This window comes from Mesorhizobium sp. M0862, from assembly GCF_040319795.1.
In the GTDB taxonomy this organism is placed as follows: domain Bacteria; phylum Pseudomonadota; class Alphaproteobacteria; order Rhizobiales; family Rhizobiaceae; genus Mesorhizobium.
In genome coordinates, this window is record NZ_JAMYOJ010000005.1 from 147115 (window position 1) to 170834 (window position 23720).

At 63.7% G+C, this 23720-nt stretch carries 24 protein-coding genes; 10 read left to right on the forward strand and 14 right to left on the reverse strand.

The genetic code is table 11. The features are described 5' to 3' along the window. Positions 1–25 precede the first annotated feature (25 nt). Positions 26–874, reverse strand: coding sequence for a 23S rRNA (adenine(2030)-N(6))-methyltransferase RlmJ (locus NKI15_RS09730; RefSeq protein WP_023705344.1), 849 nt, complete (start codon positions 872–874; stop codon positions 26–28). Between the two features lie 7 nt (positions 875–881). Next, positions 882–1496 carry a hypothetical protein gene (locus tag NKI15_RS09735; protein ID WP_023684715.1) on the reverse strand — a complete coding sequence of 205 codons (615 nt, stop codon included), beginning with the start codon at positions 1494–1496 and terminating at the stop codon, positions 882–884. A 182-nt stretch (positions 1497–1678) separates the two neighbouring features. Here NKI15_RS09735 and NKI15_RS09740 point away from each other — a divergent pair, with 182 nt between their 5' ends. Then, positions 1679–2836, forward strand: coding sequence for an ATP-grasp domain-containing protein (locus tag NKI15_RS09740; RefSeq protein WP_027048820.1), 1158 nt, complete (start codon positions 1679–1681; stop codon positions 2834–2836). A 13-nt stretch (positions 2837–2849) separates the two neighbouring features. On the opposite strand, the gene NKI15_RS09745 is transcribed toward NKI15_RS09740, so the two are convergent. The 6 genes from NKI15_RS09745 to NKI15_RS09770 are packed head-to-tail and all read right to left on the reverse strand — an operon-like array spanning position 2850 to position 8997. Then, positions 2850–3854, reverse strand: coding sequence for a Rieske 2Fe-2S domain-containing protein (locus NKI15_RS09745; protein ID WP_023705346.1), 1005 nt, complete (start codon positions 3852–3854; stop codon positions 2850–2852). After that, complete coding sequence (locus tag NKI15_RS09750; protein WP_023705347.1) at positions 3851–4984, reverse strand: GNAT family N-acetyltransferase; 1134 nt, start codon at positions 4982–4984, stop codon at positions 3851–3853. The genes NKI15_RS09745 and NKI15_RS09750 overlap by 4 nt, the downstream gene beginning before the upstream one ends. Next, a complete protein-coding gene (locus tag NKI15_RS09755) occupies positions 4981–6237 on the reverse strand; it encodes a F390 synthetase-related protein (RefSeq protein WP_023705348.1) in 1257 nt (418 codons plus the stop codon). The genes NKI15_RS09750 and NKI15_RS09755 overlap by 4 nt, the downstream gene beginning before the upstream one ends. After that, positions 6234–7058, reverse strand: coding sequence for an MBL fold metallo-hydrolase (locus NKI15_RS09760; protein WP_023705349.1), 825 nt, complete (start codon positions 7056–7058; stop codon positions 6234–6236). Before NKI15_RS09760 ends, NKI15_RS09755 begins: the two co-directional genes overlap by 4 nt. Continuing rightward, positions 7055–8059, reverse strand: a complete 1005-nt coding sequence (locus NKI15_RS09765; RefSeq protein ID WP_031196565.1) for an NAD-dependent epimerase/dehydratase family protein — start codon at positions 8057–8059, stop codon at positions 7055–7057. Before NKI15_RS09765 ends, NKI15_RS09760 begins: the two co-directional genes overlap by 4 nt. Then, positions 8056–8997, reverse strand: a complete 942-nt coding sequence (locus tag NKI15_RS09770) for a 3-oxoacyl-[acyl-carrier-protein] synthase III C-terminal domain-containing protein (protein WP_245261185.1) — start codon at positions 8995–8997, stop codon at positions 8056–8058. The genes NKI15_RS09765 and NKI15_RS09770 overlap by 4 nt, the downstream gene beginning before the upstream one ends. Before the next feature lie 201 nt (positions 8998–9198). Between NKI15_RS09770 and NKI15_RS09775 the strand changes: the two genes are divergently transcribed. Then, the gene (locus tag NKI15_RS09775) at positions 9199–9795 is read left to right on the forward strand and encodes a T6SS immunity protein Tdi1 domain-containing protein (protein ID WP_023685696.1); all 597 of its coding nucleotides are present in this window, start codon (positions 9199–9201) and stop codon (positions 9793–9795) included. A 6-nt stretch (positions 9796–9801) separates the two neighbouring features. Here NKI15_RS09775 and NKI15_RS09780 read toward each other — a convergent pair whose 3' ends face one another. Genes NKI15_RS09780 through NKI15_RS09790 form a run of 3 tightly spaced genes read right to left on the reverse strand, consistent with a single transcriptional unit; the run spans position 9802 to position 12093 of the window. After that, positions 9802–10251 carry a DNA polymerase III subunit chi gene (locus NKI15_RS09780; protein WP_023672739.1) on the reverse strand — a complete coding sequence of 150 codons (450 nt, stop codon included), beginning with the start codon at positions 10249–10251 and terminating at the stop codon, positions 9802–9804. 8 nt (positions 10252–10259) lie between these two features. Then, on the reverse strand, positions 10260–11750 hold the full coding sequence (locus NKI15_RS09785; protein ID WP_023695590.1) for a leucyl aminopeptidase: 1491 nt from the start codon (positions 11748–11750) through the stop codon (positions 10260–10262). Positions 11751–11799: 49 nt separating this feature from the next. Next, the gene (locus NKI15_RS09790) at positions 11800–12093 is read right to left on the reverse strand and encodes a hypothetical protein (protein WP_155921583.1); all 294 of its coding nucleotides are present in this window, start codon (positions 12091–12093) and stop codon (positions 11800–11802) included. Positions 12094–12125: 32 nt separating this feature from the next. On the opposite strand from NKI15_RS09790, the gene lptF reads away from it, so the two are divergent. From lptF to NKI15_RS09830, 8 genes are all read left to right on the forward strand, one after another. Beyond that, complete coding sequence (lptF, locus tag NKI15_RS09795; RefSeq protein ID WP_023672737.1) at positions 12126–13325, forward strand: LPS export ABC transporter permease LptF; 1200 nt, start codon at positions 12126–12128, stop codon at positions 13323–13325. 2 nt (positions 13326–13327) lie between these two features. Then, positions 13328–14410, forward strand: coding sequence for an LPS export ABC transporter permease LptG (lptG, locus tag NKI15_RS09800; RefSeq protein WP_023695591.1), 1083 nt, complete (start codon positions 13328–13330; stop codon positions 14408–14410). Further along, positions 14410–16842: an LPS-assembly protein LptD gene (locus NKI15_RS09805; protein ID WP_352886057.1), complete on the forward strand. Its 2433-nt coding sequence runs from the start codon at positions 14410–14412 to the stop codon at positions 16840–16842. The genes lptG and NKI15_RS09805 overlap by 1 nt, the downstream gene beginning before the upstream one ends. Before the next feature lie 90 nt (positions 16843–16932). Next, positions 16933–17859: a peptidylprolyl isomerase gene (locus NKI15_RS09810; RefSeq protein WP_023705354.1), complete on the forward strand. Its 927-nt coding sequence runs from the start codon at positions 16933–16935 to the stop codon at positions 17857–17859. 12 nt (positions 17860–17871) lie between these two features. Next, entirely contained in the window at positions 17872–18900 is a 1029-nt protein-coding gene (gene pdxA / locus NKI15_RS09815; RefSeq protein ID WP_352514238.1) for a 4-hydroxythreonine-4-phosphate dehydrogenase PdxA, read from the forward strand. A 38-nt stretch (positions 18901–18938) separates the two neighbouring features. Beyond that, positions 18939–19775, forward strand: a complete 837-nt coding sequence (gene rsmA, locus NKI15_RS09820; RefSeq protein ID WP_023705356.1) for a 16S rRNA (adenine(1518)-N(6)/adenine(1519)-N(6))-dimethyltransferase RsmA — start codon at positions 18939–18941, stop codon at positions 19773–19775. Positions 19776–19843: 68 nt separating this feature from the next. After that, positions 19844–20149 (forward strand): type II toxin-antitoxin system RelB/DinJ family antitoxin, encoded by a 306-nt coding sequence (locus NKI15_RS09825; RefSeq protein ID WP_023672731.1) that lies wholly within the window; start codon positions 19844–19846, stop codon positions 20147–20149. Then, complete coding sequence (locus NKI15_RS09830) at positions 20146–20439, forward strand: type II toxin-antitoxin system RelE/ParE family toxin (protein ID WP_352886058.1); 294 nt, start codon at positions 20146–20148, stop codon at positions 20437–20439. The genes NKI15_RS09825 and NKI15_RS09830 overlap by 4 nt, the downstream gene beginning before the upstream one ends. 33 nt (positions 20440–20472) lie before the next feature. Here NKI15_RS09830 and gmk read toward each other — a convergent pair whose 3' ends face one another. The 3 genes from gmk to mltG all read right to left on the reverse strand — a co-directional run bounded on the left by gmk (position 20473) and on the right by mltG (position 23563). Then, positions 20473–21147, reverse strand: a complete 675-nt coding sequence (gene gmk / locus NKI15_RS09835; RefSeq protein ID WP_031193552.1) for a guanylate kinase — start codon at positions 21145–21147, stop codon at positions 20473–20475. A gap of 6 nt (positions 21148–21153) precedes the next feature. Continuing rightward, positions 21154–22044: a YicC/YloC family endoribonuclease gene (locus tag NKI15_RS09840; RefSeq protein WP_023695597.1), complete on the reverse strand. Its 891-nt coding sequence runs from the start codon at positions 22042–22044 to the stop codon at positions 21154–21156. A gap of 262 nt (positions 22045–22306) precedes the next feature. Next, positions 22307–23563 (reverse strand): endolytic transglycosylase MltG, encoded by a 1257-nt coding sequence (gene mltG / locus NKI15_RS09845; RefSeq protein ID WP_023752524.1) that lies wholly within the window; start codon positions 23561–23563, stop codon positions 22307–22309. Between the last annotated feature and the right edge of the window lie 157 nt (positions 23564–23720).

The following is a 23720-nucleotide window of genomic DNA, read 5'->3' on the forward strand; positions in this document are numbered from 1 at the left end:
GGGCGTCGCCCGCTGCGAAGCGTCGCTACTCCCCGGCCAGCCATTCCAGCGACCAGTGCGCCGGCTTTTCGACCGCCAGCAATCTGTGCAGGACCGGCAGCACGATGCGCAGTTCGCGCTCCAGCGTGAAGGGCGGGTTGACCACCACCATGCCGCTGCCGTCGAGGCTTGGTTCACGCGATGCCGGCCGGATCTCGAACTCGATGTCGAGCAGTTTTGGAACGCCGGATTGCTTGAGCGCCTTGCGGAAGGCGATGATCGCTTTGCGGTCCTTGATCGGATACCACAGCGCGTAGATGCCACCCGGCCAGCGCCTGTGCGCTTTCTGCATTCCGTCGACCAGGCGGTCGAATTCGCCGGCTTCTTCGAACGGCGGATCGATCAGCACCAGGCCGCGCTTTTCCTTTGGCGGCAGATGCGCGCCAAGCGCCAGCCAGCCGTCGAGTTCGATCACCCTTGTCTGGAAATCGCCGGCAAACAGCGTCTTCAGCCTGGCAGCATCTGCGTCGTGCAATTCGATCGCCGACAACCGGTCCTGCTTTCGCATGAGGTACCTGGCGATCAATGGCGAGCCCGGATATTTCTTCACCCCGCCATCGGGATTGAGCGAACGCACCGCTTCAAGATAGGGGGCAAGCAGCGCAGCCGCCGATTTTTCGATCGGGGCGTGGATGAGGCGGCCGATGCCGCCTTGCCATTCGCCGGTCTTTTGCGCTTCCGCCGACGAAAGATCGTAGCGGCCAATGCCGGCATGAGTGTCGACGACACGGAACGCCTTGTCCTTTTGCTTCAGATAGTCGAGCAGAAGGCTGAGCACGACATGCTTGACGACGTCGGCGAAATTGCCGGCGTGATAGGCGTGACGGTAGTTCATGCTGCGCTCATGTCGAGGAGCCTCTGCCCCAACGCGGCGGTGGCGGCTTCGAGTTCGGGTTCTCCGGCCGGCGACCGCCGAAAGCCAGAGTAAGCAGGAAGCCGATCAGGCCGACGGCCATCAGCCCATAGCCAACCGGCCGTGCGCGTTGATCGATCTCACCGGCGCCGGAGCGCAGTATCAGATCCACTGCGCGTATCGGGATATCGTCGGCGTCGCCCGGGCCGGCGGTGAAGAGATAGGCGCCTGGACTGACGGTTTCGATCACGCCGGCCTCGTCGCGAAAGATCTTGTCGGGCAGTTGCGGGCTGACCTGGCGCGGATTGTCGGCGTGGTTGAATTGCAGCGTCGAGGCAAGCACCGTGCGCCCGGCTGTGGCGGCAGTCAGCGTCAGCACGGTGCGCTGCTGCGAGACAATGCGCTCGGCCTTTGCCGTCAGGTCGACCAGCACTCTGACCGGCGCGTCGCCAGCTTTCAGCGTCACCGTCACAGGCCTAAACCGTCCCTGGTCGTAGACGCGCCAGGTGCCGATCTCGTGGCCGGAGAAATTGCTCATGGCCCAGGGATAGACGAAGCCAATGGCGGCGCCGGCAAGCAGTATCAGGACAAACAGAAAGCGCATTGAGGAGATCCGGGTGTTCGACAGATTGCCAATAACGCCCCGAAGGCCAAAAAGCGATGGCTGACGCAGCGGAGCCACCTTTGTGGAGTGCGTTGGCGGCACGCAAGCCATGTGGCACTTATGGCGAATGAAGCCTTCCGCAGAAGCATCGACTCGTCTTTTCCAACCGATGCCGGTGGCTCATGCCCAATAGCACCGTGCTGATCACCGGTGCCCGCGCGCCGGTGGCGCTGCACCTGGCGCGGCTGCTGCATGGCGCCGGTCGCCGGGTGATCCTGGCCGACAGCCCGGCCCGGCCGATCGCCGCAGCGAGCACGGCCTGCGCCGCCTACCATCGCCTGCCGCCGCCGCGCTTTGCCGCCGACGCCTATGCCAAGGCGGTGGAAGCGCTTGTCCGCGCGGAAGGCATTGAACTCGTTATCCCGACCTGCGAGGAAGTCTTTTATCTCGGTCGTCTCTGGCAGCACCGCGCCATGCCGGCCCGCCTCTTCGCACCCGAGATGGCGATGCTCGCCCGCGTTCACGACAAGCATGCCTTCATCCGGCTGGCGCAGAGCCTTGGGCTCGACGTGCCGGAAACGATACTGCTGCAAAGCGAGGCCGATCTCGACGGCGTTCGTGGCCAATCGCGCGAATTGGTGTTCAAACCTGTGTGGTCACGTTTTGCCCGTGACGTACTGCTGCGGCCATCGCCGGACGAACTCGACGCCGTCCGCCCCTCGCCCGCCGCTCCTTGGGTGGCGCAGCGCTACGTCGCCGGTGAAGAGATCAGCGCCTATGCGGTGGCGATCGAGGGTGAACTCAAAGCGCTGGCGCTCTACCGTTCGCTCTATCGCGCCGGCAAGGGCGCCGGCATCTGTTTCGAGCCGGTCGAGGATATCGCGGCGCGGCGCTTCGTCGAAACCTTCGTCGCCGGCGCCGGCTGGACCGGCCAGATATCCTTCGACCTGATGCGCGAGAACAACGGCAGGGTGCTGCCACTGGAGTGCAATCCGCGCGCCGTGAGCGGCCTGCACTTCTTTCGCGATCCGCGGCGCTTCGCCGACGCGGTCCTGGAGGATGGCGCCGAGGTGAAGCCCGACGTGACGGCGCCGCAGACGGTGAGGCTTGCGATGTGGATCTACGGGATGCCGGCGGCACTGCGCTCCGGTGGTCTCGGCAGCTTTCGCCAGGCGATGCACGATGCCGATGAGCTGCTCGACTGGCCGGGCGACCCCGCGCCGAAGCGGGCGCAGTGGCGCACGCTGGCCGAGATCGCCGGCACAGCACTGCGCCAGCGCATCAGCCTTCAGGCCGCGTCGACGCGCGATATCGAGTGGAATGGGCCGGAGCAGGACTGAATAGAGCGCTTTCCTACAGCTCGATCTGGTACACCCTCGGCTCTGCCGCCGTCGGTGGCATCTTGCCGTCGATGATCGCCGCTATGTCGCGGCGCAGGAAATCCAGCGGGCCGATCGCCGGCTGAACCTGCGGCCATATACGGGCGTTGGCGCTGGCCGATTTCAGCACACGGCGATCCTGCTGCAGGGCAAAGGCAAAGAGCGGCCGGAAAGCAAGCGCCTTGAGTTCGCCGAACAGGCCCTGTCGCGGGCCGATCAGCCAGCCGACGCCTTCGACGGTCCGTTCGTCCGCCTGACGCAAATGGAAAGTGGTCGCCAGCGCCAAGCCGCCCTTGCCCCAATATTCGAGTTCGACGATGCCGGGATGGCGGTAGCGGCCGATGGTCCTGGCGCGCTCGCCTTCCAGCAGCCGGCTGACCAGCCCCTGTTGGCGGTCCTCGCCGGTGTAGCAGCTTTCGACCCAACCCTTGCCGCCGGTCACCTCGACGCGCACGAGATGGCGCTTTGCGGTCAGGCCGCGCAGCACACCCTTGTGGGTGAAGTGGGTGTGAGTGGCGTCGAGAATGTTCTCGGCGGCGTCGAGCACCGTCGATCGCGCCGAGCTTCGCACCCGCTTCACGACGACATCCTTGCCTTGCATGCAATGGAGATAGGGCTCGCCCTCAGGCGTGCCTGCCGAGACGAAGACGACGCCGTCGCGCTCGATCGTGCTGTAGCGGCGGATACGGTAATGCGGGACGTCGCCGACATGGCCGGGAATGGCGGTGCAGCGCCCTTCCCCATTGTAGCGCCAGCCATGATAGGGACATTCGATCTCGCCACCGACGACCTTGCCGGTCGAGAGTTCGACCAGGCGGTGAGCGCAGCGGTCGAAGAGGGCTGCAATCCCCTGCGCCGAGCGGAATAGCACCAGCGGCGTGCCATCGAACAGGATGCGCTTCGGCTTGCCTTTGATATCGACTGACCGCACTACCGCCTGCCAATAGTCTTTGTCTTTTTGCTGCTGGGCTTCGCTCAAAGTTCAAATCTCCTGAGCAGAGGGATGCCGATCTTCGCGAGCACAAATTCCATGATACGCACTGCAGCGCGCTGGCGGCGCCGAAGATGGCCGGCATAGACGGCGTTGTACTCCACCGTTGCCACGGCGCCGCGCAAGCGTTTGAAGGCGGCGGCACCGGCGCTCATGTTGAAGAACAGGCCGTGCGCCATCGCATGGTCCTGTGCGATCGCCATCATCATGCGGTAGAGCCCTTCGCTCACTGGAAGACTTGTGTCGTAGCCAACGATTGGCTGCGTCAAGGTCCTGCCGTTCTGAGACAAAGCGGCGACGGCGACCAGTTCACCGCCGGGACGACGCAGGCCTGCCAGTTGCAGGATGCCGCGACGGTGCGTCTCGCCGATATAGCGGGCGGTGTAGTGCGGGTTGAGTGGCGTGTATTTGTCGAGATAGAGCATCCGGTAGAGCGCTTCGGCGCGCGCATAGTCGGCCTCGGTGAAGTCGCCATTGCCGACCCACTCGAACGGCGTCGTGCGCAGCCGCTTGCGGTCGCGCTTCATGTCGTTGGTCATAGCCGAACCGCGGCCGGCGAAGATGTAGATTTGCCGCGCCGCCAGCATTCGAAAACCCTCTGCCTTCAGCGCTGCGATTGTCGAGGGATCGGCGATCTCGTTCAGGGAGCGGATGAGAACAGCGCGATCGGGAAAACGCGCCGTGAGATCGTCGCGGATCGCAGCGACCGCGTTGCGATCGAGCAGCGGCACCGGATTGGTCGAATAGAGCCAGTTGTTGACCTGAACCTGATGGTCGAGGCCGCTCATCCTGACCAGCGGCGCGCACAGGCCAATCAACATGCGGATTGCTCTTTGCAGCATGGGCGACGAGACGAAATTGCGGGTCTCGTCGATGGCGTAGTCGATATAGGCGCTGGACGGGCAGCAGATATAGCAGTTCGGCGCCTCGCTTCTGTCGTTCAGCGTCAGTGGAAAGAAGCGGCCAGCGATCTCGAAGGCCTCGACGGCGACCGTCAGATTTCGCACGAGGTCGCGCACCGGCACCTCGTTAAAAAGCTGAACGAAGGCTTCGACCTCACGCGGGTTGTTTTCTACCCGGTTCGTCTGATCGAGTGGCAACATAGCGAGCCGGTTCATGATGCCGCTCCCAGGTGGCATTCGACCCGACGCAGTTTGCGGCCGGTCTCCAACGGCAGGTCCCTGCGAACAAGGCTGACCGAAGCTGTCGCCTGGCGCGCCGCCAGCAAATTGCGCACGGCCTGATGGGCGGCGGTGGCGGCTTCGTCGGCAAGCCCGGGGGCCAGGCTAAGTTCGATTGCATCTTCAGCGGTCTGGACCAGGCGAAAATCGTCAATGCGCCGGTCGGCCTTGAGCAACACATTGCGTAGTATGTCGGGCGTGACGAGGAGCTGCCCGTGCGGCGAGGCGAGCCGGAAAGCGTCGTCCATGCGGCCGACGATCTCGTCCAGCGTGCGCAGCGGCGAGCCGCAGCGGCATGGCTTTTCGGACAGCCGCAGCAGATCGTTCATCCGGTAGCGCGCCATGATCTGGGTCCGGCGGCGAAAGGCGGTGATCAGCGGCATGACCAGGCCGTCGCCGGCCGGTTCGAACTCGAAGAACACCGAATCCTCGGCCAGATGCAGCCCGCCCTGGCGGCAGGTGACGGCGAACAGCCCTTCCGTCGCCATGTAGATCTGGTCGAGCTGACGACCAAAGAATGCCTCGATGACCGGCCGGTCAACCGGGTCGAGCGTTTCGGCGGCGCTGAAGACACGCTGCGGCTTGAGCCGAAAGCCCTCGGCCGCGAAGTGCCGCAGTATCTTCGGTGGCGCGATGATCACCGTCGGCGCGAAATCTTCGAGAGCGCCGCGCCAGCTCTCCGGACCGCGCGTCAGATCGAAGAAGCGCAGGTCGATACGCCGCGATTTGCGCGCGCTGTCGTAGAGCCCGGTGTTCTGCGGCAGGATCACCGCAACGCGCTGCCGGCGCCAGAGCAGATCGGGCACGGCTTTGGCCAGGATGGTGCCCAGCCAGCGGTATTTTTCCGCTTCGGAAATGATGAACAGGCCACGATTGCCCGACGTGCCGGTGCTGGCGCCGACTGTCAGTTCGCCAATGCGGCCATCGCCGGCCTGCGCCTTCCAGGCCTCGGCGGCCGAGCCGCCATGAATGTTGAAGCGCTCGAAATTGCCCATCACCGTCGCCTTGTCGATCACCTGGAGGTCGCCGAGGTGACGTGGCGCCTTGCCGTAGAACGGCGCGCGCGGCAGGTCGCGGTCGAGAAAGCGGCGCAAGGCTTGCGCCTGCCAGCGCTCGAAACTCTCGCGGCTTTTGCGCGAAACCCATTGCGTCAGCGCAAACGAGCGGATCGCTTCGGCCGGCCCGTTCATGCGCCCCGTCCGGCAAGATCATACGCCGTCAACGCCGGATCATGGCAAAGCACTACCTCGCCGCCGGACGCCATAAACCGGCGCAGCGTTGCGCTGGTCGGCTCAAGCGCCGTGGCGTCCTCGGCCAGCAGAGTAGCCGGCAGACCGGGCGTCCGGTTTTCCACCAATGCTCTGATCAGCCATTGCGCATCGACGGCGTAGAGCAGTGGCCGCTCCAGATTGGGGAACAAAAGGCCGAACTGGCCATCGGCATGGCCGGGCAGATCGACTGCGACGACGCTGCCGTCGCCGAACAGATCGGCGCCGCCTGGCACGCCGCCGCGAGGTTCGATCCGCCGCTTCGACGACAGCACGTCGAGCCGGCTCTCGAAATCGGGCGGGAACAGTTCCTTGAAAAGGCCGTGGCGCAGATTCTGCAGGGAAGTCTTGGCCTTCGCCCGCGCCCAGGCGGTGTCATTGGCGATAAGCCGAGCGTTGGGAAACAGCGACAGGCCCGACATGTGGTCGGCATGGAAATGCGTGACGATGACGGTGCGCACATCCTGCAAAGACAGGCCGAAGCGCGCCAGTACCGCGAGCGGCTGCTCGGCTTCGTTGAGCTGAGGCCGGAGGATCGCACTGTAAAGACGCAGCGCCGTGCTGCGCCCACTGCCTTGTGTCACATGCGGCGTGTAGCCGGTGTCGATCAGGACGGGGCCGGCTCGCGGATGCATGATCAGGCCGTAGCGGACACGTAGCCTGACCTTCGCCCAGCTGCCGCCGCGCAGGATCAGGCGCTCAGCTGCGCTGACAGAGGCGCTGTTGGCGAAGACGATCTTCACGCTGCCCTCCTGCTTTCCATCGCCTTGCCGAATGTGCGATCGAGCCCTTCCTCGAACGACACTTTCGGCGCCCAGCCGAGGATGCGGCCTGCCTTGGAAAGATCGAGGCTCTGCGCATAGGCGAACAGGCCAAGACCGTAGCGCGTCACCGGCGGTTCCGGGCGGCCGGGCAATATGTTCGCTACCGCCTCCGCTATCCCGGCCGTCAGCATGGCGGGCCAGAGCGGCATTCTGCGCCAGCGCGGCTGCACGAGGGCGCGGGCGCAGGCCGCCTCGGCAATGCGGCGGACCGGCACCACTTCGCCGCCGGAGATGTTGAATATCTGTCCCTCGGCAGCGCTCCCGGCGGACAGCGCGGCAAAGACCGCATCGACGACATCCTCTATATAAGTGAGATCGATGCGCGCCCTGCCGTCGCGAAACAGCGGCAGCGGGCGCTGCCGTGCCACCTGCAGCAGACGCGGCAGCAGCGTGCGATCGCCGGGACCGTAGAGGCCGCGCGGCCGCAGCACCACCGGGCCGGTTTCGGGCGCCGCCAGAACGATCTCCTCGCCCTGCCGCTTGGTGCGGGCATAGTGGTTGACTGGAGGCGGCAAGGCCGCATCTTCGCTGACATCGAGCTGATCGCGGTAGGCGAAACAGACCGTCGGGCTGGAGATATGGACGAAGCGGCGCACGCCTTGCCCGCGCGCGAAATCGCTGAGGTTGCGGGTAGCTGTGACATTTGCCGTCTGGAAACCCGCCAACCTGCCGAAGGGCGCGGAAAGTGCCGCGCAGTGGATGATCGCATCGACGCCGTCGAGAGCGCGCGCGGCAGCTGCATCGAATGGTTGAGACAAATCCAGCCGAACGACCCGATGACCAGCGGCTTCGAGCGCGGCGCAGCGTTTGGCGTCCCTGCCAAGACCCAGCGCCGGTGTGCCCACTGCCGCCAGCCGCGCCATAATATGCGCGCCGAGGAAGCCGCTGGCGCCGGTGACGAGGACGCGTCCCACGGTCATGCTTCCAGCGCCATGCCGCCGAACGACACGCCGGCCGAGGTGCCGAGGAACAGCACCTTGGCGCCCGGCCCAATGCGTTGTTCGCGGCGTGCGACATCGAGCGCAAACGGGATGGAAGCGGCGATCTGATTGCCGTAGCGCGCCGCGATGTCGACGAGCTTTTCCCTGGCGAAGCCGGTCTGGCGCGCCATGTGGGCGAGCGCCAAAGGGCTCGCCTGATGCGGCACGACGAGGTCGACATCGTCGTGCCGCCAGCCGGCGCGATCGAGCAACTCCGCTACAAAGCCGTTGAAATGGCGTGACGTGACGCGAAACAGTTCCTTACCCTCCATGTGGAACAGGCTGTGGCGGGCGAATTCCTCAGGCTCACGATGAAAGTCGAACCGGGTGCCGCCGGAGCCGATGCTGCAGGCCTCATAGGCGGAAGGGTAGGTGCGCATCAGGTTGGCCGCGACTCGACCCTCGGCAGGGGCTGCCTGTTGCAGCACGGCGGCCGCCGCGCCATCGCCGAAGAGGGCCGCAATTTCCGGCTGGTCCTGCCACGGCAGCGCGCGCGAGGCGATTTCAGACGAGAACACCAGCGCCGTCCGGCATTGCCCGGCCTCGATCAGGCGCGACGCGGTCTCGAAGGCTGTGAGGAAGCCCAGGCAGGTGCTGTTGACGTCGAAAGCGGCCGCCGACCCATCGGCAAGGCCGAGGCGCTGCATGACCAGCGGCGCCGTCGACGGCAACGGCTGGTAAGGCACGCCGCAACCGCCGATGACCAGATCGACACTGCCTGCCTCAAGTTCGGCATCGGCAAGCGCCAGACGGGCTGCGGCACAAGCAAGGTCGACCTGCGATTCGGCGTCGCAGACATAGCGTTCGATGACGCCGGTCGCGGCCTCGAAATGTCCATCGCCAAACCCCAGCCGCGCATCGAGGGCGCGCGACGTCACGCATCGAGCCGGCACGGCCCGCCCGGTTCCGATGATCCTGATCCGCATTCTCAGCCCGCCCAATGAGCCTGCATCCAGTCAATCCATAAAACGGATCCAATGTGATGGCCATCATCAAGACGAATGCGTGGGAACTATGGAGCCTTCAGTGGATTGCGGCTAGAATCTCTCGCAAGTATAAAGACCCGTACGGGGGCGATTATGGCCAGATCTTTTTTCCGCTTTATTTCTTCAATTTTTGGCGCGTCCGACGCCAGACAGGAAGGAAAAGCCGAGGCCAACAGAGCCAATACAGGGGGCTTGATCAGAGCCGAATGGCCCCATGACTATCAGTTCCTCTTTATCGAACCACCTGCGAACGAAGTCGCGGAAGCGTTGGACGGCTGGAAGTGGATCGGACTGGATGGCCTTGAACCAGCTGCGGTGTCAGCTTTCGGCGACATATTTTTCCGTGCCGGCGACGGGTCGGTTCGTCATCTCGATATGCTCGACGGGAAATTGACCAGAATTGCGGGTCATTGGGCGGAATTTCAGGCCGACTTGCAGAATGAAGCGCGCCGCGACGAGTTGCTGCTGGCGGGCCTTGTCGTTGCCGCCCGAAAGAACGGACTGATTCCGGCAGCCGGCCAATGCTATGATTTCAAGAAGCCGCCGGTGCTTGGCGGCGAAATGAGTCTGCGAGAGATGGAAACGACGTTTTTCGTTGTGAAGGTGCATATCGCCGGCCAAATCCATCGGCAGGTGAAAGATCTCCCGCAGGGCGCGAAGATAAACAAGGTTACGATCAGCGACCGATAACGCGACTTACGCCTTGCGCTCCCAGCGACGGTCGGGCGTCTGCTGCCAGTAGGTGACAGCGTGGCCCGCTTCTTTCAACACCTTCCAATGCGTCCGCGCCCCTTCGACCTGGGCCGCGTCATGGCCGTCGAACAGGAACACGGCGCGTTCGTAGCCGGCGAGATCGGCGGGTGCGGCGCCATCGACGAGGAAGCGTATCTGCGCCTGGTTGGGGTTGGCGTCGCTCGTGGTGAGCAGGATTGGCTGTTCGGCCGGATGGGCTTCACGGTCGGTCGCGTGCGCGAGGAACGAATCGTCCCTGAATGTCCACAGATGCAGGTCGAGCGCATCGCGCCGCTCCTCGGTCCCTGTCTGCACCACGGCGCGCCAGCCGCGATCGACGCTGCGCTCGAGCAGGCCGGGAAGCGCATCCTCCAGCGTCGATTCGGTCAGGTGGTAGAACAGGACATCGGCCATTCCCTGCCTTATCCCTCGTAATTGTCGCGCACCAGCCGGTCGAGCAGCCTGACGCCGAAACCCGAGCCCCAGGACTGGTTGATCTCGCTCGGCGGAGAGCCCATCGCGGTGCCGGCGATGTCGAGATGCGCCCACGGCGTTTCCTTGACGAAGCGCTGCAGGAACTGCGCGGCGATGATGGCGCCGCCATAGCGGCCGCCGATGTTCTTCATGTCGGCGTTCTTGGAATCGATCAGCTTGTCGTATTCGGGCCCAAGCGGCATGCGCCACAGCCGCTCCTGACTCGCCTGGCCGGCCGCCGTCAACCTGTCCGAAAGTTCGTCATTGTTGGAGAACAGGCCGGCATAATGCTGGCCGAGCGCGACCATGATGGCGCCGGTCAGCGTCGCCAGATTGACCATGAATTTCGGCTGGAAGCGGTCGTTGCAATACCACAGCGCGTCGGCCAGAACGAGGCGTCCTTCGGCATCGGTGTTGAGCACCTCGATGGTCTGACCCGACATCGAGGTGACGATGTCGCCGGGGCGCTGGGCATGGCCGTCGACGGCATTTTCCACCAGCCCGACGATGCCGACGACATTGGCCTTGGCCTTTCGCGCGGCCAGCGCCTGGATGAGCCCGATGACGGCCGCGGCACCGCCCATGTCGCCCTTCATGTCTTCCATGCCGGAGGCCGGCTTCATAGAATTGCCGCCGGTGTCGAAGGTGACGCCCTTGCCGACGAAGGCGACCGGTGCGTCCTTGGCCTTGCCGCCCTTCCATTGCATGACAGCCATCCGGGCGCCGCGCGGCGAACCCTGCGCGACACCGAGGAGCGAGCCCATGCCGAGCTTCTTCATTTCCTTCTCGGTGAGGATCTCGACCTCGACGCCGAGCGCTTCCAGTTCCTTGGCGCGGGCGGCGAATTCGATCGGGCCGAGCGTATTGGCCGGTTCGTTGACAAGGTCGCGCGCCAGAAGCACGCCGTCGATGACCGCAACCTCGTCGGCGAAGGCCTTTTTCGCCGCGGCAGGATCGGCGGTGTGGATGGTCACCTTGACCGGTTTCTTCGGCTCGGCATCGTCCTTGTCTTTCCTGGTCTTGTATTTGTCGAAGGAGTAGCTGCGAAGAATGATGCCGGCGGCAAGGTTCGCCGCTTGCCTGCCGCCAATCTTTGCGCCCGGCACATCGAGGATGACGGCCACCTCCGCTGCCTTGCGCAGGGACGCGGCGATGGTGCCGCCAAGCTTCAGCCAGGCAAAGTCATCGAGGCCGGCGACCTTGCCGGCGCCGACCGCCACCAGTCGGTCGAGCGATGTTCCCTGCGGCGCCAGCACTTCGACGACACCGGCGAATTTTCCGGAAAACTCCGCCACCGGAAACGCCCGCGCCAGCGTTCCTGAGGGGTCGCAGGCCTTTGCCGGTTCGCCAAGACCACCATCGTCGGCCGCCAGCACGATGATGCTGCCCTTTTTGGGTGCGGCAAATTTGGCGAAGGCGATCAATGGTCTCAAAGTCATCAGGTCCTGCTTTCGGGAAACGGCTCAGATTTTCAGGAAAAATGCATTCTCAGGGAAGATGCGCGACATTTGGTCGTTTTCCTTGATTTGGCAAGACTTTGCCGGAATCAGGGCTCATATGCGCAGCGGAATCGATAACGATTCGTCGCGGCACGGCTCCGCTTTCCTGCCGCAACCTTTTGTTAACCATTGATGTTCTCCCTTTCTTATTCATTGCCGCCGACACTCCGGCCTGCGGAACGGGCGATGTGGGACGGAGAATCGGATCGAACCGCCTGAAAGAAATGGCCAAACGCACCCAGTTGTACAGCCGCAGCCGGACGACTACCTTGTCGGCGGGCATGATGCCGTTCGGCAAATCGAGAAAAGCCTTACATGAAGGTCGTTGAACGCTACATCATGCGTCGCGCACTGGCGGTGTTTCTCGCTGCGCTGATCTGGACGCTGGCCATTGTCTGGACGACGCAGGTGCTTGCCCGCATCGACCTGGTCACCGACAGTGGCCAATCGGCGCTCACTTTTTTCGAGGTCGCGGGCCTCATCATCCCCACCATCATCCCGATCGTGGTGCCATTCGCCCTGGTGGTGGCGGTGGCCCAGACGCTCAGCGTCATGAACTCCGATTCGGAATTGGCCGTCATCAACGCCGCCGGCGCCTCGCGCTGGACGATTGTGCGGCCGGTCCTGCTGATCGCGCTGGCGGCCAGCGTCTTTTCCTTCGCGGTCGACAATGGCGTCGAACCCTATGCCAGGCAGAAGAACCGCCAGCTGATAGCATCCTCGCGCGCCGATCTCTTGTCGCTGATCATCCAGGAAGGCACGTTCCGCAAGATCGACGACGGGCTGTTCCTGCAGATCGGCGAGCGGCTGCCGGACAACCGGCTCGGCGGCATCTTCGTGGCCGATTCGCGCGAGGAAGGCGCCAATCTGATCTATTATGCCAAGAGCGGCAGCGTCGTCGAAAAGGGTGACGAGAAGGTGCTGATGATGAATGACGGCGTCATTCATCGCAAGACGCTGACCGGCGACCTGTCGGTCATTCGCTTCACGTCCTACGCCTTCGACCTTTCCGCCTTCATGTCGGCGGCGAACGATATCATGCTCCTGCCCAAGGACCGAACGACGCAATACCTGCTCAACCCGGATCCGAACGACAAGATCTTCCAGCGCAGGCCCGGCGCCTACAAGGCCGAGCTCGACCAGCGCTTTTCCGAATGGTCCTATTCGCTGGTGTTCGCGCTGATCGCGCTGGCCGTGGCAGGCGATGCGCGCTCACACCGCGAGGCGCGCATCCACCCGCTGATCACAGCCATCGCCATTGCGCTGTTCGTGCGCTGGCTGGGCTTCTTTGCCGCCGGCAAGGCCGACAAGATCCCGCAATACGCCTATATGGTCTATGGCGTGCCGGTCATCGCCTCGGCGGTCGCCATCTGGTTCATCGTCACCTCGCGAAGCATGGAACTGCCCGGCAGCTGGGCCGACTGGATGACGAATTTCGCCGGCCGCGTCAGCGATGGCTGGACGGCGCTCAAGCTGCGCCTCAATCGGCGCTACACATCCGGCCAGGGAGCCTGACGATGGGCTGGACCCTGGGCCGCTACTTCTTCTTTCGCTACGTGTCGATCACGATCTGGTTCTTCATCGGCCTTCTGGCGCTGGTGTTCCTGATCGACTTCACCGAGCTGTCCGGCCGCATCACCGGCCTGCCGGGCTTCACCTACGGCACGGCGGTCGCCATCTCGGCGCTGAGGATGCCGATGATCATGCTGCAGACGGTGCCGTTCGTCGGCCTGTTCTCGGCGATGGCGACGCTGGTCTCGCTCAACCGAAAATACGAGCTGGTGATTGCGCGCTCGGCCGGAGTGTCGGCCTGGCAGTTTCTGTTGCCCTGCTGCATCGGTGCGCTGTTATTCGGCATATTGTCGGTCGGCGTGCTCAATCCGATCGCCGCGCATGGCTTCTCATGGTCGGAGCAGATGGAAAACCAGCTGCGATCCGGCAATTCGAACGCGGTGGCGGCCGATGCCACGCCGTGGATCCGCCAGAAAACCAACTCCGGCGATACCATCATCGGCGCCCGCGCCATCCTGAACCAGGGCCTGGAAATGGCCGACACCGTGTTCTTCGTCCTCGATCCGCAGGGCAATATCGTCGAGCGCAAGGACGCCGCCCGGGCCTTTCTGCGCGACGGCTACTGGGAATTGCAGGACGTCAAGGTGTTCAAGGACGGCAACATCCGTTCCGAAACGACCGACCAGTTGCCGACCAACCTCAAGCCGGAATTCGTGCAGGAACGGCTGGCGCGCCCCGAAACCATCCCGTTTTACGACCTTCCCGGCAAGATTGAGGTTGCCCGCTCCTTCGGCCTCAAGGCAAATGCCTTCGCCATGCAGTTCGATTCGCTGGTGGCGTTACCGTTCCTGCTTGTGGCCATGACGCTGATTGCGGCAACAGTTTCAATGCGATTTGCGAGGATGGGGCAGTCGGCAACGATGATTCTGGGTGGCGTCCTCGCCGGCTTTCTGCTTTATGTCGTTTCGGTATTGGTCAAGGCATTCGGCGTTGCGGGATTCGTGCCCACAGCCGTGGCTGCATGGGTTCCGGTTGTCGTGGCTATGTTCTTTGGGGTGACATTCCTGCTATACAAGGAAGACGGCTAGTGAGGGAGGCGGCTTTGCGCAGCCATAGGCAGGCCGGTTTGGCGCGCCTCTATTCGGCGAGCGCCTTGGCATGCCTGCTCGCCTGCGGCGTGCTGACGGGCCCTGCGCTGGCGCAGGACGTTACCGACGTGGCAACGAAGGTTCCCTCCGGCTCCCAGATGCTGCTGGCGGCCGACACGCTCGTCTATAACAACGACAACCAGACGGTCACCGCCATCGGCGGCGTCCAGATCGACTATGGCGGCAACAAGCTCGTCGCCCAGCGCGTCGTCTATGATCGAAACACCAAGCGGCTGGTTGCCAGCGGCAATGTCGAGATCGTCAACAGCGACGGCACCAAGATCAACTCGCAGCATATCGATATTACCGACGATTTCGCTGACGGTTTCGTCAATGCGCTGCGCGTCGAAACGCCCGAAAAAGCCTATTTCGCCGCCGAAAGCGCCGAGCGCATGGGCGGCGTGCTGACAACGTTCCACAACGGCGTCTATACGGCCTGCGAGCCTTGCGAAGACAAGCCGGACAAGGCGCCGACCTGGCGGATCAAAGCCAGGAAGATCATCTGGAACGGCGAAAAGAAAACGGTTCGCTTCGAGAACGCGAATTTCGAATTCTTCGGTTTCCCGCTGGCTTATCTGCCGGCGTTCGAGATCGCCGACCCGACGGTCAAGCGCAAAAGCGGCTTCCTGATCCCCAGCATCGGCTACAACAATCGTCTCGGCGTCGGCGTCAAAGTCCCCTACTACTTCGCTTTGTCGCCGACCTACGACCTCACCGTTACCGGCAGCGGCTACACCAAGCAGGGTTTCCTCGGCGAGGCCGAGTGGCGCCAGCGCTTCAACAATGGCCAATACACGCTGAAGCTTGCCGGAATCAACCAGCAGGACCCTGGCGCTTTCCGTGATTTCGCGGCTTTCCCCGGCGGCTACAATGTCAATTCGGGGCCAGCAGGCGATCCGAACAAGTTCCGCGGCATGATGGGCACCAAGGGCCAGTTCGCCATCAATCCGCGCTGGGACTTCGGCTGGGATATCCTGCTTCAGACCGACAAGAATTTTTCGCGTACCTATACGATCGAAGGCTACAACGACGCCGTGCATCAATCGTCGGTCTACCTGACCGGCCTAAACGACCGCAATTATTTCGATGTGCGCGCCATGCGCTTCCAGGTTCAGGAGAACACACCGGACGGCAACGTCGCATCGCGCAGCGACAAGCAGCCCTGGGTGTTGCCGTCGCTCGACTATGCCTACATCCCCGACATGTCGGTGGCCGGCGGCCAGCTGTCGTTCAACGTCAATGCGCGCATCATCCGCCGCGACGATCTCGATCAGGCCTATTTTACCCCCTATGTGCCGGGCTCAGGCGTCCAGCGCGTGCGCGGCATCGAGGGCGAATCCGGTCGCCTCACCGCCGAGGCCGAATGGAAGCGTACCTTCACCACGGACGGCGGATTGCAGTTGACGCCCCTTCTGGCTCTGCAGGGCGACGTCGACTATCTCAACGCTTCTTCGGCTTCGCTGACTGCGGTAAACCAGATGGCAACGAATGTCGGTGCCGCCGACGACATGCGGTCTTCCTTCGCCCGGTACATGGCGACCGCCGGACTTGAAATGCGCTGGCCGGTGCTGTTCTCGATGACCGGCTCCAGCCATATCGTCGAGCCGATGGCGCAGGTCTTCATGCGCCCGAATGAGCAGTATGTCGGCGGGCTCGCCGTTCCCAACGAGGATGCACAGAGCTTCGTCTTCGACGCCACGACCCTGTTCGAGCGCGACAAGTTCTCCGACTACGACCGCGTCGAAGGCGGCAGCCGCGCCAATGTCGGGTTCCGCTATTCCGGCGCCTACGACAGTGGCTGGGGCACCAACGCGATCTTCGGCCAATCCTACCAGTTGGGCGGGCGCAACTCGTTCGATTCACCGGATCTGGTCAATGCGGGCGCCGATTCCGGCTTGGAGACTTCGACCTCCGACTATGTCGGCCTTGTCGGCTTCAGCAGCCCGAGCGGCTTCTCCGGTTCGCTCAGCGGCCGCTTCGACGAGCAGACCTTCGAAGTTCGCCGTGCCGAGGTGAAGGCCGCCTATTCCGGGCTGCCGGTTTCGCTGAGCGCCAAATACGCCTTCATCCAGGCGCAGCCGCTCTATGGTTTCACCACCGACCGCCACGAAGTCACGCTCGGCGCCTCGACACACCTGGCCGAAAACTGGCGCGTCTTCGGCACCGGCACCTACGACCTGCAACAAAGCGTGCTGGTCAAGGACGGCGTCGGCTTTGCCTACAATGATTCCTGCTTCACCTACCTGATGACGTACTCGGAATCACGCGACATCAACACCAAGGAAGTGTCGCAGAATGTCGGCTTCAACCTGTCGTTCCGCACGCTCGGCGATTTCGGCTCGTCCCAAAGCTCGATCGACTCCATCCAGTAGAGCCGGCTGACGACATCGTTTTGCCGCATAAAGCGGGCACGGATTTCGCCAATATCGGGCTGGAATCGGCCAAAACCGGGCTAGAATGGGATGCTTTCGATGAGGAAATACCTGTTTTCGGCAGGATTCGCGCTCCTGTTCGCGGCGACCTCGGTCTCTGTCACCACGATGGTACCGCCGGCCTTCGCCAGTGAAATCAAGTATGTCGTCAACAACATGCCGATCACCACCGGCGACATCGCGCACCGGGCTGCCTTCCTGAAACTGCAGCGCAAGAAGGGTGACGCGGGTCAGGAAATGATCGACCAGACGCTGCGTATGGCGGAGGCCAGGCGTCTCGGCATCCGCATCTCCGACGCCCAGGTAGAGGCTGCCTATCAGCGCTTTGCCTCGAGCAACAAGATGCAGCTCAAGCAGCTCGACGGTGTCATGGCGCAGTCCGGCGTGACCAAGGAGCATTTCAAGGAATTCATCCGCTCCCAGATGGCGTGGAACCAGGCGCTGAGCGCACGCTACGGCGGCGGCGGCGGGGAGGTGAGCGAACAGGATCTGGTCAAGCGCATGCTCGAAAAAGGCGGCGCCAAGCCAAGCGCCACCGAGTACATGCTGCAGCAGGTGATCTTCGTGGTGCCGAAGGCCGAGCGCAGTGCCACACTCGCCAAACGCAAGCGCGAGGCCGAAGCCATGCGAGCCCGCTTCAATGGCTGCAACACCACGCGTGAATTCGCCAAGGGCCTGATCGACGTCACCGTTCGCGACCTCCCCCGATTGCTGGCGCCACAACTGCCGCCGGACTGGGCCGAGCAGATCAAGGCCACCAAGCTGGGCGGCGCCACGGCCGTGCGCGAGACCGATCGTGGCATTGAATTCATCGGCATCTGCTCGTCGCGCGAGGTTTCCGACGACAAGGCGGCCCAGATGGTGTTCCAGAGCGAAGGCAGCGACAAGAACGCCGACGAGCTCTCGGCCAAATATGTCGAAGAGCTGAAGGCGAAAGCCAAGATCGTTACGCGCTGAACCGGCCCAGCCGTGCGTGAGACAGAGCTTCCGCTGGCGCTGAGCGTCGGCGATCCATCCGGCGTCGGTCCGGAAATCGCCATTGCCGCGTGGCAGAGCGCCCGCGGTTCCGGTGCCGCGCCCTTCTATCTTCTCGCCGATCCGGCGCTGATTGCCGCGCGGGCGCGCCGGCTCGGCGCGGCGGTGGCAATCGCCGAGACGGTGCCGGCCCAAGCAGCTGGTGTCTTTCAACACGCCTTGCCCGTGGTGCCGCTGGCGGCCCACTTCACCGACGATCCCGGCCGGCCCGACCCGGCCAATGCCGCCGGCATCATCGAGGCCATCGATCGCGCCGTCGCCGACTGCCTTGCCGGTCACGCGGCCGCGGTCGTCACCTGTCCGATCGCGAAGAAGCCGCTTTACGATGCCGGCTTCGGCTTTCCCGGTCACACCGAATATCTGGCGCATCTGGCCTCGCTCCACACCGGCGGCACGGTGACGCCGGTGATGCTGATCGCCGGCCCCGAATTGCGCACCGTTCCTGTCACCATCCACATCGCGCTGGCCGAGGTGCCGAAGACGCTGACGACGGAGCTGATCGTTGCCATCGCGCGCATCACCGCCGGCGATCTTGCACGCCGTTTCGGCATCGCCAGGCCGAGGCTCGCGCTTGCCGGCCTCAATCCGCATGCCGGCGAAAGCGGCGCCATGGGGACAGAGGACGAGCGCATCATTCGTCCTGCGGTCGACATGTTGCGGGCGCAAGGCATCGATGCCTTCGGGCCGCTGCCGGCCGATACGATGTTTCATGCGCGCGCCCGCGCCGGCTACGACGTGGCGGTCTGCATGTACCATGACCAGGCGTTGATCCCGGCCAAGGCGCTGGCCTTCGACGAGGCCGTCAACGTCACGCTTGGCCTGCCGTTCATCCGCACCTCGCCCGATCACGGCACAGCCTTCGACATCGCCGGCAAGGGCATCGCACGTCCCGACAGCCTGATCGCGGCGCTGAAGCTGGCCCGCCGGCTGACCGATACCGGCGCAAAGCCCGCAGCTGCATGAGCCAAAAATCATGAGCCCAAATCATGAGCCCAAAATTCATGAGCATTGACGGGCTGCCGCCGCTGCGCGAGGTGATCGAGCGCCATGGACTGCAGGCAAAGAAGGCGCTTGGCCAGAATTTCCTGCTCGACCTCAATTTGACCGGCAAGATCGCGCGGGTCGCCGGCGACCTCAGCGACAGCACGGTGATCGAGGTCGGCCCCGGCCCCGGCGGGCTGACCAGGGCGCTGCTCGCTGCCGGTGCCGGCCGCGTCGTCGCCATCGAGCGCGACGAACGCTGCCTTGCGGCCTTGGCCGAGGTCTCCAACCACTATCCGGGCCGGCTCGAGGTGATCAGCGGCGATGCGCTGAAGACGGATTTTGCCGCTCTTGCCAAGACCGCGTCACAAGACGGCCCGGTGAGGATTGCCGCCAACCTGCCCTACAATATCGGCACCGAGCTGTTGATCCGTTGGCTGACCGTGGCGGACTGGCCACCCTTCTATCAATCGATGACGCTGATGTTCCAGCGCGAGGTGGCCGAGCGCATTGTCGCCGGTGCCGGCAGCGATGCTTATGGCCGGCTCGGCGTGCTGGCGGGCTGGCGGACCGAGGCGAGGATCGCCTTCGACGTGCCGCCGCAAGCGTTCACGCCGCCACCCAAGGTAACGTCCTCGGTGGTGCATCTGGTGCCGCGCGCCAGCCCTTTGTCAACCGACGTGAAAAAACTCGGTCGCGTCACCGAAGCCGCTTTCGGCCAGCGCCGGAAAATGCTGCGGCAGAGCGTGAAGAGCCTGGGTGGCGAGGCACTGCTGACGCGCGCCGGCATCGATCCGACCCGGCGTGCGGAGACGCTCAGCGTCGAGGAATTCGTGCGGCTGACAAACGCGGTTTGACCGGCGGCGCTAGCGCCGCCTAGCAATCGTCATTCAAACGCATTACATTGACGTCGAAGGAGATTGCCATGCCAGCAAATGCACTGGTCCAGACGCGTATCGACGCCGACATCCGGGATCGAGCTTCGGCGGTGCTCGAAAGCATGGGGCTGACGGTCTCGGATGCGGTGCGGATATTGCTCACCCGAACCGCCAACGAGGGTGCGCTGCCCATCGATCTCGTCACAAACAACGAGGCGTATGATTTATGGTTTCGCGCCAAGGTTCGCGAAGCGCTCGACGACACCCGACAAGACATTCCTGATGATCAAGTCGAGGCGCATTTTGCCGAGAGACGCGCTGCGGCGCGGCGTTCGGGTGAACCTAAATCTTGAACATCGTCTGGTCGCCATTCGCGCTTTCAGATCGCGACGGCATCTTCGCGCATATCGAGGCCGACAATCCTGCGGCCGCGATCGCCACCGATGAGCGGATCGTCGCCGCAATCAACCGTCTTCGGGACCTTCCCCAAAGCGGCCGGATCGGCGGGCTTGCAGGGACACGAGAGAGCGTCATCGTCGGCACGCCATATGTCGCGGCCTATCAGCTGACCAACAGCACGATTCGAATCCTGCGCGTGCTTCACGGAGCGCAGCGTTGGCCGGACGATCTGCCAGGCAGCTGATGCGGCTAATTTAGATTGCCAGCGGTGGACGAGCTATTCCGTCTTCTCGTCCAGCAACCCCGAGACGAAATCGAACAGCCCGGGCCGGCGGTCGCGCCGCAGCCTTTCCGCCGTCACGATGCCACGCACTTCGGCGAAGGCGCGGTCGAGATCGTCGTTGACGATGACAAAGTCATATTCCTTCCAGTGCTCGATCTCGTTGCGGGCGTTCTTCAGCCTGGTCTCGATCACGTGCTCCTGGTCCTCGGCGCGGCGCTTGAGGCGCGACTTCAATTCCTTCATCGACGGCGGCAGGATGAAGATCGAGACGATGTCGGCGCGCATCTTCTCCTTGAGCTGCTGGGCGCCTTGCCAGTCGATGTCGAAGAGCATGTCACGGCCCTGCGCCAGCGCCAGTTCGGCCGGCTCGCGCGGCGTCGCGTAGCAATTGCCGTGCACCTCGGCCCATTCGAGCAACGCGTCGGAATCGCGCAGCCGCTCGAACTCGCGCGTGGTGCGGAAGTGATAGTGGACGCCCTCGATCTCCGAGCCGCGGCGTGGCCTGGTGGTGACCGAGACCGATAATTCCAGGCTGCCGTCGCTTTCCAGCAGGTTGCGCGCGATCGTCGACTTGCCGGCGCCCGACGGCGACGACAGGACCAGCATCAGCCCGCGGCGGCGAATGCGGGATCCGAGATCCCTGGCAACCATCGGCTCCTTGGCACCCATTCGGGTTTACTCCAGATTCTGGACCTGTTCGCGAAACTGGTCGACCACCGCCTTGAGTTCCAGCCCGATGGCGGTGACAGTGGCGGCGTTTGACTTGGAACACAGCGTATTCGATTCGCGGTTGAATTCCTGCGCCAGAAAATCGAGCTTGCGGCCGATGGCGCCGCCATTTGCCAGCAGCGCTCTGCCCGACGCCACATGCGTCTTCAGCCGATCGATCTCTTCACGGATATCGGCCTTGGTGGCCAGGAACGCCGCTTCCATGTGCAGCCGGCCGGCATCGAGATTGGCCGACGCATCCATCAGCAGCCGCACCTGTTCGGCGATCCGCTCGCGGATCGCCGCCGGTTCGCGCGACGGGTCGGCCTCGGCTTGAAGCGTCAGCGCCTCAATGGCGTCGATATGGCCGGAAAGCAGCGAACGCAGCGCTTCGCCCTCGCTCTGGCGTGCCTGCTCGAGACCTGTAAGCGCCGTTTCCAGCGCCGACAGGATTGACGCGTCGAGTGCTGCCCGCACCTCCTCGGTTTCGCTGGTTTCAGGGATATCGAGCACGCCGCGCAGAGAAAGCAGACCGTCGGCAGTTGCCGGACCAACACCGAACTGGTCCTGCAGCCGCTTGGCCAAGCCCGCCAGATCCCTGAGGAAGGCTTCGTTGACCACCGGCTGCGCCTGCTGGCCGGCGGCGCGGCCGACGGTCAGCGTCGCCTGGAAATTGCCACGCGAAAAGCGCTTCTGCAGCGTCTGCCGCACAGTCGGTTCGAGCCGCTCGAAACCTTGCGGCAACCGCAACCTGACCTCGACGCTCTTGCCGTTGACCGACTTGACCTCCCAGGCGATCGAGGCGCCGTCATGTTCGGCAACAGTGCGTGCAAATCCGGTCATGCTCTGCAAATTCATGATGCGGCTCGTGTCTCCCTGATGGTCCGATTCTACAAATCGCGCATGCGTTCGATATCACGGGCGGCGCGAATGTCAGAATCGCAACACCAGCAAGATGTTGATTTCCGCTGTCGTTTCGATCTCGCAGGGCTGAAATCGAGAAGCAGAGGCACCCGAGCAAGACCGAAAACGCTTCGAACCCCGCTACTCGTTCAAAGCAGCAGCGCGTCCGCCTCTGTCCGCATCGCTTAAGGTCGATCCGTCTGAAAGCGCCGGCCTGCTATTGGGCGGCACCCCTATCGCCGGCATCACCGCTGTCACCGGCGGCATCGCCACTTGCGTCACCGTTGTCGTTGCCATCCGCCGGTGCATCGGTCTGGCCCGGAGTCTTGGCGCCCTTGGCGGCGTCTTCAGCCTGCTTCTTCTGCAGTGCCCGGTAGCGGGCAACGTTCTCATTGTGCTCGGCAAGCGTGGTGGCAAAGACGTGGCCGCCGGTGCCGTCGGCGACGAAATAGAGATCATCGGTCTTCGACGGGTTGGCGACGGCTTCGAGCGCGGCGCGGCCGGGATTGGCGATCGGCGTCGGCGGCAGGCCGTTGATCAGATAGGTGTTGTAAGGCGTCTGTTTCTGGATGTCAGACTGATAAATCGGCCGGTCGGCGGGTTTGCCCTTGCCGCCGAACAGGCCGTAGATGATGGTCGGATCGGATTGCAGCCGCATGCCCTTGGCCAGACGGTTGAGGAAGACGGCGGCAACGCGCGAGCGCTCGTCGCCCCGGCCGGTTTCCTTTTCGACAATGGAGGCCAAGGTGACGAAGTCGTCGACATTGGCCAGAGGCAGGTCGGGCGCGCGCCGCTGCCAGACCTCGTCGACCAGCTTCTTCTGGTCGGCGAGCAGCTTGTCGACCATCTGTTGGCGCGTGGCGCCGCGGGTAAAGCGCAGCGTGTCGGTGGCGAGGCTGCCCTCAGCCGGCTTGGCGGCCGGCATGTCGCCGGTCAGCGCATCCTGCTCGGCGATGCGCTGCAGCGCCTGCTCGACCGTCAGGCCCTCGGGAATGGTCAGCGAATACATCACCGACTTGCCGCTCTTCAGAAGCTCCATGATGTCGCGCATGGAGGCGCGCGGCTTTATCTCGTATTCGCCTGCCTTCAGCGCTGAATCATTGCCATAGACCCGCACGGCGATGCGGAAGATGCGGGCATCGCTGATCAGCCCACGCCGTTCGAGCTGGTCGGCAATATCCTGGACGCCGGTGCTCGGCTTGACCAGGAAGGTGTCGCCGGCCACCGACGGGCCCGGTTCGTTGAATGCCTGCTTGCCGAAATAGAGCGAAACGCCGGCGGCGAGGATCATCAACATCACCGCGGAGATGACGAAGTTCATGAACACGACGACTTGGCTGCGCGAGGCGCGCGAGCGCTTTGGTGGTGGTGTGCCGGCTTCCGGGCGCAAAGCTTCGGCCGCGGTCTTCGGCACGATCGGGCCGGTCTGCTGGTTTTGTCCGAATTGTCCGCTGCCGCCCGGATTGGTGTTCATTAGCGCCCTACCATCTGATCTCTTAGAGCGACCATGCGCCCGATTGGACGCACAGCGTGCCCTAACATTTCAAGCCTACGCATCGTGCTTTTAAAAAAGCGCCTTCGGTTTCAGGCCGATGCGACGAATCCCCAGCGGCAGAGTAGGCTTGAATATG